General features: G+C 41.4%; 7 protein-coding genes. 2 read left to right on the forward strand and 5 right to left on the reverse strand.

What is annotated here, in order from left to right; all coding sequences use genetic code 11:
* Nucleotides 1–279: 279 nt before the first annotated feature.
* On the forward strand, nt 280–3,174 hold the full coding sequence (locus AC3E9V_RS20760) for a glycosyl hydrolase (RefSeq protein ID WP_488750086.1): 2,895 nt from the start codon (nt 280–282) through the stop codon (nt 3,172–3,174).
* A 241-nt stretch (nt 3,175–3,415) separates the two neighbouring features.
* Here the strand turns inward: AC3E9V_RS20760 and AC3E9V_RS20765 are convergent, their stop codons facing one another.
* The 4 genes from AC3E9V_RS20765 to AC3E9V_RS20780 form a co-directional block, all read right to left on the reverse strand.
* A complete protein-coding gene (locus AC3E9V_RS20765; protein ID WP_488750087.1) occupies nt 3,416–3,823 on the reverse strand; it encodes a hypothetical protein in 408 nt (135 codons plus the stop codon).
* A gap of 78 nt (nt 3,824–3,901) precedes the next feature.
* Complete coding sequence (locus AC3E9V_RS20770) at nt 3,902–4,801, reverse strand: LEA type 2 family protein (protein WP_488750088.1); 900 nt, start codon at nt 4,799–4,801, stop codon at nt 3,902–3,904.
* A gap of 452 nt (nt 4,802–5,253) precedes the next feature.
* Nucleotides 5,254–6,600: a hypothetical protein gene (locus tag AC3E9V_RS20775; protein WP_488750089.1), complete on the reverse strand. Its 1,347-nt coding sequence runs from the start codon at nt 6,598–6,600 to the stop codon at nt 5,254–5,256.
* A gap of 287 nt (nt 6,601–6,887) precedes the next feature.
* The gene (locus tag AC3E9V_RS20780) at nt 6,888–7,637 is read right to left on the reverse strand and encodes a hypothetical protein (RefSeq protein WP_488750090.1); all 750 of its coding nucleotides are present in this window, start codon (nt 7,635–7,637) and stop codon (nt 6,888–6,890) included.
* Nucleotides 7,638–8,069: 432 nt separating this feature from the next.
* Between AC3E9V_RS20780 and AC3E9V_RS20785 the strand changes: the two genes are divergently transcribed.
* Complete coding sequence (locus AC3E9V_RS20785; protein ID WP_488750091.1) at nt 8,070–9,620, forward strand: IS1182 family transposase; 1,551 nt, start codon at nt 8,070–8,072, stop codon at nt 9,618–9,620.
* Nucleotides 9,621–9,705: 85 nt separating this feature from the next.
* Here AC3E9V_RS20785 and AC3E9V_RS20790 read toward each other — a convergent pair whose 3' ends face one another.
* Entirely contained in the window at nt 9,706–11,034 is a 1,329-nt protein-coding gene (locus tag AC3E9V_RS20790; RefSeq protein ID WP_488750092.1) for a hypothetical protein, read from the reverse strand.
* Between the last annotated feature and the right edge of the window lie 39 nt (nt 11,035–11,073).

The following is an 11,073-nucleotide window of genomic DNA, read 5'->3' on the forward strand; positions in this document are numbered from 1 at the left end:
CCCCCTTTAATCCCCCTTTGTTAAGGGGGAATGCTTACGGATAAAAATTGTCTAACTAAAAATCGTGAGATTTGAAACCCCGCTTCCAGAGATATGCGGCCCATACTGGGCCTCCAATTACTTTATTAAAGATGCTTGCATTGACTAACCTAAAACAGGATGTGGGCAAGGTGTCCCTCGAACAACCAAGACACTTCATGACGGTATCTTGAGCTTTTTGGAGCAAATTAGCCAGACCTTATTGGTTAAACCCATGTTAATATCTCATTTGACTGAAGAATGAAAAACCACCTGATCCTGCTCCTGTTTACGTTGGCGATTCACATGAGCTGCCAACAACAAACTACAAAACAAATCCCTGAGTGGCCTGAAATATCGCAAGAAACCAAACCCTGGACCCGCTGGTGGTGGCATGGAAATGCGGTGACAAAAGCTGGCATCAGCCGCGACCTGGAATCCCTTAAAGAAGCGGGCATCGGAGGCGTTGAGCTCACTCCCATTTTCGGAGTGATCGGAAAAGAAGAAGCATTCATTGATTATTTATCACCCCAGTGGATGGAAATGTTCACTCATACGCTCAGTGAAGCCAAACGGCTGGGACTGGGTGTGGATATGGCTACAGGTACCGGATGGCCTTTTGGTGGTCCATGGATCGGACAGGATGACGCCCCAAAAACAGTTCGTTACAAAACCTACCATCTAAAAGAAGGCGAGACATTGGCTGAGCCCATTTCATACACTCAGGAGCCTATGTTGCGATCGGTGACCAATATGGTTTATCAGCTCTATGGCATCTATAGAGTACCCGGAGAGAAAATAACCGGATCGCTGAAAGAACCTGAACTGCTGGAAAAAGTGGATCGACTAAATATCAATGACATCAAAGAACCTATTTCAGCCAATGACAATCTCCAGGCACTTGCGCTCGACCAGGTAAGGTTTGAAAAGCCCCTGCCTCTTCAGGCGCTTGTTGCTTATTCCAATGAAGGTGAAAAAATAGACCTGACTGATAAAGTATCCGAAAACGGTCAGCTGGACTGGACAGCTCCTGCCGGTGACTGGACTTTGTACGCTGTTTTCCAGGGCTGGCATGGCAAAATGGTGGAGCGAGCAGCTCCCGGTGGTGAAGGCAACACCATTGATCATTTTTCCCAGGAAGCGATCCGGACCTATCTCAGCAGATTTGATAGTGCATTTTCAGGCCAGGATATTTCTTACCTGAGGGCTTTCTTTAATGACTCCTACGAGGTGGATGACGCTCGTGGTAACGCCGATTGGACGCCTCAGCTATTGGAGGAATTCAAGAACCGACGAGGCTACGACCTGAAAGAATACCTTCCGGCCTTATTTGGAAAAGCAGATGAAGAAACCACTAAAAGGGTACTTAGTGACTATCGGGAAACGATCGGAGACCTGATCCTGGAGCGGTTTACCATAGAATGGAGAAAATGGGCAAAATCCAACGATGCGATCATACGAAATCAGGCTCATGGCTCCCCGGGGAATATCCTTGACCTCTATGGAGCCAGTGATATTCCGGAAACGGAAGGCACCGATGCTGTTTCGATAAAATTAGCCTCCTCCGCTGCACACGTTACCGGGAAAAACCTGGCTTCCTCCGAATCAGCGACCTGGCTCAATGAGCATTTTCTCTCTACACTGGCGGACGTGAAAGTTAACCTTGAGTGGTACTTGCTGGGTGGGATCAATCATGTCCTTTATCATGGAACGACCTACAGTCCTGAAGATGAAGAGTGGCCCGGACGGCTGTTTTACGCGGCTATTCATGCCAATGACCGGAATTCGTGGTGGGATGATTTTGCCGCTTTGAATCAATATGTGGCTCGGGTCCAGTCTTTCATGCAGGCCGGAGAATCTGCTAACGACCTTTTAGTGTACCTTCCAATGTACGATCTGTATGCTTCGGAAGGCGAAAGCATTGTGCATTTTGACCTGGGACGCGGTGAATTTGAAGCCTCTAATGCCTATAAAACAGCAACCTGGTTAAAAACCAAAGGCTATTCCTTTGATTTTATTTCGGATAACCAACTTCAGGAGGTACAATCCAATGACCCAGGTGTGCAGTCCGGGGGATTGACCTACTCAGCGGTGATCATTCCTTCTACGGAGTACATGCCTCTAAAAACATTACAACGGATTAACGAACTGGCCAGTCAAGGTGTCCCGGTGATGGTGATGAACAGCTTACCAAAAAGCCCTCCTGGTCTGTTTGATCTGGAAAACCGTAAAGTCGCCTTTAAGAACGAGATCAACGAGCTTTCCGCTCAGGAAACCTTGAAAATTATAGACCCTGCCGCTACAGACCTGGGAGCCCTGAGACGAGAACCTATGACAGACCTGGATTTGGAATTTGTCCGAAGGAAACACGATGATGGAAACTATTACTTCATTGTAAACCGGGGAACGGAAGCCATCGATCAGTTTGTCCCCGTTTCCGTTGAGGCAAAATCCATTGCGGTCTATGACCCGATGACGGGAGAGAAAGGAGCTGGTAAAACAAAATCCGGTCAGGGGGTTACTGAGGTTTATCTTCAACTGTTAGCCGGTGAGTCAGTCATTCTTTTGACTTCTACGAATGAAGTAACAGGAACGCCTTACAAGTACTACCAACCCCTGGATGAGCCCATCAATCTGGAAGGACCATGGAAGGTGCAATTTGTCAAAGGCGGACCAGAGCTTCCGGACAGTCTGGTGGTAGATTCCCTCACCTCCTGGACCAATTTTGGTGGAGATAAAGTGAAAGTTTTTTCGGGTACGGCTTCCTATACCGCTTCGTTCAGCAGTCCCGAAGAAAACGCTGACGGCTGGTACCTGAACCTCGGAGAGGTAGAGCAGAGTGCCACTGTATATCTCAACGACAGATGGATCGGTACACTGACAGGTCCGAATTACCGGATTTTTATAGATCAGACGGAACTGTTGCTACAGGAGGAAAACACGCTAGAGATCCGCGTTTCCAACCTGATGGCCAATCGCATCGCCTATCTGGATAAACAAGGTGTTTTCTGGAAGAAATTTTACAATGTCAATTTCCCGGCACGCCTGGCAGAGAACCGGACAAGGGGCTTGTTTGATGCCTCCGGCTGGGAGCCAAAACCTTCCGGACTCTTAGGGCCTGTGACCTTAACCGCACTTAAGGACAAAGAATTTTAGGATAAAATAAGCGATAGGTTGTTGCTTTGTTGGTTGAAAGCGGTCGTCTTTTAGACGATCGCTTTTTTTGGTTGCATTATACTTAATTGACTGGATCAGTTGCAATGACAACATCGGTCTTACCGTTCATCTTCTTCTAAATCTCACAAAATAGAGGATTACTATTATAATAAGGATTGGAATAATCCACATTCCCCAGCCCATTCCCATTCCCCAATTCCAGGCGCTATCGTGCATGATGTTAGTTGGTTTTAGTTGTAGAGGTTTTCATTTTCATGACCTTGTTCCACATTTCCGGTTTTTCTTTCATCATTTGGATCATGTCATTAAACATTACGGTATCATTAGCCGCCATATTGACCATATGGTCCATTGTACCCTTCATTTTTTTAGGGTTGCTCATCATCATACCCATCATTTCGGGCTTTTCCATCATTTTTTGCCCCATCAATCTCCGGCAACTGTCATTTTGCATCATGGCATTCATCATCTCCATTCTATATGGTTGGTGATTGATGAATGAGGAGATGATTTCGGAACGCTGCGACTCATTTTTCAGCAATTGATCTACGGGTTGTTTGGTCTCGCATGCCGTAAACAGGAATATAGCAGTAGCTATAAGCATTGAAGTAATTAGTGATCTTTTCATATTTAATAGTTTTTAAAATTTTGGTTGAACATTTATTTTGTTTAACTGTTTTTTTAGAATTCTCTCACAATCGTTTCGCTATTCTTTCACTGTTTTCATTAAAGATTTTAGTGATCCCGAACTATTAAGAATCACTTTACTGTTCATCACAGAATGGTTTTCAGAGTCAATCCTAAACCTGAGATCAAGCTTATATTTTACATTCTTGCCATTCTTTAGCAAATCGAATAGTGTTCTACTTACCTCTTTGAAAGATAGGCTTATGGGTATTTGGAGTTCAGTGACGCTTTGCTCTTTAATTTCGGTTGCACCGGGTATTATTCCTTCTATCCATTCATTGTCCTCAATTGCAAACTTATAAGCAATGTTCTCTGCTTTGATTGAAAAAACGTTTTGATTTTTTATAGAAACATAAAGAAGGATAGCCGCTCTCGAGAAGTTAAGGGAATCAACCTGAATATGTTTCGAAGTAAGTTCGGGGAGATGATACAACGGAAGAAGTCGTTTGATGTCCATGTCAAATTTCTTTCTAAAAACAATATCTGTGAAGAAGATTACGTGTAATCTATATTCAACCGAATCAAGGTCCTTTTGCTCACTGGCTTTTAGGACTGACTTAAGGTGATGGTTTTGAATGGTTAGCGGAAGTGAAATCCAACTGGTGTCATTGCTCTCCAGTGTAATGGTCTTTTTGTGATGATTCTTAATTACTTCTACGTCATTGATGAAAACACGGTATTGTAGACTATCTGCAGTGAATGAGAAAGGCAGGTGATTTTTTAAATGCACATTTACTGTCATTTCTGTTTTCTCTGCAGTAAGTGATGTTATTTCTACAATGGAAAGCTCAACACGGGGAAGCAAAAATGTTTTATGAGGGCTCTTATCTTGGCTATAGCCTACAAATCGCCAACTAAAAAACACAGCCAGACTTGCTATGATTAATAGCAAAACCGTCAATAGTATTTTCTTTGTCATGACTTTATCAACTGAACGTTTCACCCCATTGGCTAAAATGAACTGTGGCTGCCATTCCTATGCAATAGGAATCTATTGCATAATTTCGGTTCAATTTTATAGCTCGGAATGGCTAAGCCAAAATTTGCTGAATGACTTTCTGAGCTTGAGCAAAGTATAGATATTGTTGATTAGTTGTATTACACAATTAGTGATAAGAGTTGCAAAATTCTCACTCTAGAAAATGTGTGGTGGGTAAAAATCAATACAGCGGAGGGTTTCTGTTTCTGTGTATCAGCTCCCGGACATTTAAGGCCATCAAATCCAACTACATCTTTTTCCGCTTTTACATCTTTCCATGCTTCATGTCGGTGTTGTCACCTGTATGCATGAATTAATACCCGTGGGGTCTTCAATGATAACTAAAGTCGCATCCATCTATGACTTGGCTACTGGCAGTGGGATGTAAACTTTTAAAAATGGCGACTCAGTACCAGCGTTATCACGGCCGGGTCTGCTGCATCCACCTGCTCCACTATTTGCTGATAGTCTTCATAACTGTTGATAACCTGTCCAGCCACACCCAGGACATTGGAGTGCGCTTTTAGCTGGAAAAAGACATGCGACAGCAACTCGCTTTCCGCAGCAGTCACTGTCTCTGTGCCTGTCAGCAAGCCTTCGGCATACTTTCCGGCTATATCCGTTATCTGGCTTCTTAAGGTCAGGTCAGAGGGCAGGTTGCGGATGGTCGCAACTAATAGCAGGTTTTTTCCTGTAAAATACGTTCCGAAGTACCCGGTGCCATACAGCAACTCAAAGTCTCCAGCGTACTGTGCTTTGAGCGCTTCGGTTTTGGCAATAATATCTTCGAGATTTGCTTTAAGTGTATGCTGTTTCTGCACTGTATAAAATTTGGAAATATAGGCTACCCCTTCCACAAATGGATACTGCTCCATGATGCCGCGATTGAAGTCACTGTTTATAAGGCCTTTGATTTTCGTGAGCTCTGACTTGTATCCAAACTTACTTACCAGCTCCTCTTCGAAATAAGCAGTAGAACGATACTCAATCGGAGCAAAGCAAAGATCCTGGATATCTACCGAAGTTTTACCAGTCAGAGATGTGGAGAAAGAAGTGTGAACAGAGTGCTCGACAAAGTCATTGTTGCCTTCCATCAGGTTGAGAAGTGGTAAGTCGTTGGTGACGTCAAACCCACTACCTGGCGCTGATTCCAGAGATGTTTCCATTGTGTAGCTTTCTGCACCTGGAGCTTCCACCTGAAGCGTCCGCTTGCCATTCAGGTAATCATAAGTAATAAGCGTTTCCTGACCAGTGTCGCTGTCTGTTTTTGTTATGCTTTGGATGATACCGTTTTCATATGTAAAAATCGTTTGTGTGGTTTTGTAGTGGGTAACTTTTGAGGAAAGTAAGCCGTTTTCGTACGCCAGATCAGCATACAGGTTGCCTTCCAGATCATAGTATTTTGAACGTAGCGGGAGATCTGCATCACTTCGCTCATGCTCCAGATAAAGGCTCGGATCTGACGACAGATGGAGGTTGTACAGCTGGTAGCTTTTCAGGTGGCCATTTGGATAATAAGAAAATTCCAGTATCGGTTGCTTGTCCAGGTTATATTGGACAGCCTCTTTGATCCATCCGTTTTCATAGGTCTCCAGCACTTCAAAAGTTTCAGAAGAAACGATTTCAAAATTTGGAGGGGTGGTGATATCTTCCGGTCCATCATTATTGCAGGAGATCAAAAAAAAGCAAGCAAATGCACAAATAAAAAAGGCAGTGAGCCGGAGGGTGATCTTTTTCATAAATTAAATAAATCTCAATTTTTCATAATAAAAATAAACATCAAAGATAATGCCATCTCGGCTTAGCAGGAAAAGGCCTCAAGCATTCGGATGGATTAAAAATTGGGCTTTCAGGGATATAAAGCCAATGCATAACAGGGCTAGTAAAATAATTTGCTTGTGCATAAGTATACTGAACAATATAAAATTAAGCATTCAAATATCTATAAAAGTATCGTTTCCCACTAGCCTTTGCAAATAACTAAGTAAGCTTATGGATGATAGTGCCTGTGCCTGTTGTGGGTAGTCTATTCTATCAATTGTTTTATCAGTTCCGAGTCTTCCGAAAAGTATGTTATCCAATTAGGTTTTTCGTAATACCATTTACCCTTCTTTTCAAATTCAAAGTTTCTGTAGAAAGTTGAATCGGAATATACCGTAAAGGTGAAAGACCCAGGTCCACCACCGCTCAATTTAAGTTTATATCTTCTGTTCTTATAAGTTTCGTGGACTAGACGTTCAAACTCATCAATTGACCCATTATTAATTTCCCGATCAACCCAAAAGTGACCATCAAATTCAAGCCATTCATCCCTTTCAGTAAGTATTATTTTCGGGTTCAAAGAGGCAATAAATTTTCTTCCTCCTTCAATCGTTTCATGCTTTGATGACATAACCCAAAGAGGAATCCTGTTAAGTAATTGTTCAAATGGATTCCCTTCAAAATTAAAAATGCCAAAATCTGAAACTACCTGTCCACATTCGAGATTGACTCGTAATTCATGTTCTATCTGGTTGTCTTTCACCACGTAAACAAAGTAATCATACCAACATAATAACATTTCGTTAGTTTCAATACCGAGCCAATTAAACCTCAAATTCAGAAGTTCTTGCTGGTTGGATACAAGAAAGCTTCTAGTTGAATCTATTTCAAATTGAAATGGGAGTTTGCGCAGACCTCGTTCAACTGGAGATATTGGCTCAACTTCTTCCTCAACACCCCGTTTTTCAACAAAGTAAAATTTGTATTCGCCTGAGTTCAGGTTCAATGAATCCAAAATCATTTGTTGTCCGAAGCTGGAGGCATAAGTGATAGTGAAAAACAATATAAATAGAGTTCGCATAATTCTGACTAACGTCAAATTAAGTGTTGATTATCAGGTAGTTACAAAAGTGCTTTTTCGGGTGTATTTTTATCATATTCTAGCAGTTCAATTTGACGTTAGTCTCTGAAATCAATTTGGAAAAGATGAGATTGGTATATTTTAAAGGGTCAATTTCAGCTCCAAATCTCCCAAATTACCTACAACGTCTAACTAAAATGAGTATGCGCCCCAGTTGCTAGTAGCACTGAAGTTTCTTGTTCGCATTTGCTTATCAAAGTGCTCAGTTCGCATATTCATTTTTAGTGTTTGTGCCTGTTGCACAACTCAAGATAATTAAAAAATGAAACATTCTGTTATTTATTGAGCTATGTGCTATATTTATATATGCAAGGCCATAAACAATACGCACCCAAGCTTTTCAGCTCCTTTAACCTGGCTGACCGTATCCCTGAGCACAACTTCTATCGAAGGCTCAAGTCCGTGCTTGACCTGGATTTTGTCTACAGAGAAACCAAACCTCTCTATGGAGACTGTGGGCAGAAAAGCATAGACCCTTCAGTTTTCTTCAGGTTATGCCTGATCGGATATCTGGAGAATATCATCTCGGACAGGCAACTCATACAACACGTATCCATGCGACTGGATTTGCTCTATTTCATCGACCATGATATCGATGATGAGCTGCCCTGGCATTCGACCATCAGCCGCACCAGGGGTTTGATCCCCGATGCAGTCTTCACTGAGTTGTTTGAACGCGTATTGGCCATGTGTGTAAGCAAAGGGATGGTGTCAGGTAAATCCCAAGCCATTGATTCTGCCCCAATAAAGGCCAATGCGAGTATGGAGAGCCTTGAATTGAAAGTGCCGGAAGAAGAGCTGGAAGATCATCTTAGAAAGGTCAGGGCTATGAACCAGGCAGATAAGAAGAAACTCAAGGAGAATAAAGCAAGTAAAGAGCAACAAACTTTACAAGCCACTGAAAAGGAGCTCAAGGCACTGGATAGCCGAACGAAAAATTGGAGTAGCAAGCAGGAAACCCGACCAGGTGCTAAAAGTAAAAGTTCCAAATATACTTCCAATCACACCCATTATAGTCCCAGTGATCCCGATGCAAGGATATCAGTAAAGCCAGGTAAAGCTCGAAAGCTCAATTACCATGCGCAAGTTGCCGTGGATACCTCTCATCATGTTATCACTGGCATAGAAGCTGATTTTGCTGACAAACACGACAGCAGGAGCCTCGTAGGGATTGTTGATCCACTTGTCAGAAGGTTAAAGAAGCAAGGCTTGAAGGTAGAAAATATACTGGCTGATGCAGGCTACAGCAGTGGTGAGAACTACGCTGATATGGAGTCCAGGGACCTCAATGCATACATTCCGCCTCATGGCACTTTCAAAGGTGGGCCGGATGGATTCATTTATGACAAGGAAGGAGACTATTACCTATGTCCTAACAAGAAAACAGCTCGATTTAGGAAAATAAAAGAAGAGAATGGTACCTTGAAAAAGTTCTATGCCACACGCACAGCAGACTGCAGAGATTGTCTATTTAAGGACGAATGCCTGGGAAAACTTACCCAAAAACGATTTAGCGTGATTTACCACAGGGAAGAATACCAACGGGCTATTGCCAGGGTCAACAGTAAGAAAGGGAAATACTACAAGAAAAAGAGGCATGCCACTGTCGAGCCTGTTTTCGGTGTACTAACCCAATTTATGGGCATGCGAAAGGTCTACACCAAGGGTATCCTTAACGCCAACAAACAGTTTATCATGGCCGCCATTGCCTATAATTTGAAAAAGTACCTGAAGTTTGAGCAGAAAAGGGGTCAATCAGGGGTCAAAGAGCTCCATTATACCCTTAAAACAGCTATTCTTTGGCTTGTTACATCATTGATGCTTATTTACTCCGGCCAAAGAGTCAAAATGGTCTGATAATGAAAACCCACTGAAGTTATCTTAATCTAAAATGGATCCCAGTTAGCCAATTCTTACTCTGGAAAATTAGGGTTGTGCAACGTCAACATTTGTTATAGCCTTTTTTGTTTTCGGGATATTCCTGTTCATTCATTCTATATTCTTCCACTTTTGTAAACCACCCCAGTAATTCCACATTCTTTCTAATCTGCGTTTCCTGCTCTTTAGAAAATGGTTCAACTTTGTCCATTAATCCCATTTTGAACTGGCTAAATTTATGCGTTGTAGCTATCATAATCATGGAATTACTCTTATAATTCGAGTACACACAAAAACTGTCCATCGTAAGACTGAGAAGTTTATTCACCAAGTCTTGAGGCATTTCTTTCGTGTAATATGCAAAAACTACTCCTCTGCCATCAAAATCGAAATATCGTCTTGCAAAGAAATCACCTTCGGTATTTTCATATGCGCCATAGAATTGCATAATATTATTACCAATAACCCTTCTGTCAAATCGATTAAAAGACATTAATGCCGTGGCAAGGTTAATTGAACCTTCATTTATATTTGTTAGTACCTCTCTTTTAACCAATTCATCAAGAAAATAGCTATTCTTGTCAAGTTCCTTCTTCATTTTCACTTTCTCACTTTTCTGGAAAGTGTCCCAGCTCCCATCTAGTTGCAAGAACATCTGGTTATACTCTTTAGAGCTGATATGTTTAGAAAAAGTTCGTCCATGTTCAATGTAACTGGCAAGTAAATCATGTTCAGTTCCAGACAGTAATATGTTTTGCTTATCACCTTCGTTTGTTGATACTTTTTTACCTTCATATTCAAAGAACTGTTTAGCGGTATCAATAGAGAAGTCTTGCTCTTCTCCGGGCATAATAGTTACCGTTTTATCTGAGAAAAATACTTCCCTCTCTTTTAAATATTGGAGAAAATCAGGAATAGTATCTAGCTCTCTTACAATGGTTTGAAAAGCAGCTTTATCAAGTATTGTAATAAACTTTTCATCAGCAGTTTCTTCATTAAAGGGATAAAATTTTAATCCTTCACCTAGATTCACTATTACTCGATAAATGTTTTTGATCCTTTCTCTTGGAAATTTTTCAGTACCTCTATTAGTGTGTTTAATAAAAATTTCCCGATCATTCTTTAAAAGTTTTCTCTCTGCACCATAAATCTGTTTTACTGCCTTTTCAATGGTTCTTCTGAAGTATCTGGGATATAAATCTTTGAACTCATAGTTTTTTACAGAGACAATTATCAAATTATCTCCAAATATTATGAGTAGGTCGGCTATTTCTTTCTTATCGCCTTTCTCATCTTTTGGACTTGGATAACACCAATATTCTAAGAAAGATTTGTAAGCTATTTCATTTACGAATTCTTCTCCAATATTTCCCTTTTCGTCTATAGGATTCATTCTTTCAGATTCGATTATTGGCTATAACAACCGGATAAC

It is taken from the genome of Marinoscillum sp. HNIBRBA16962 (assembly GCF_057801515.1).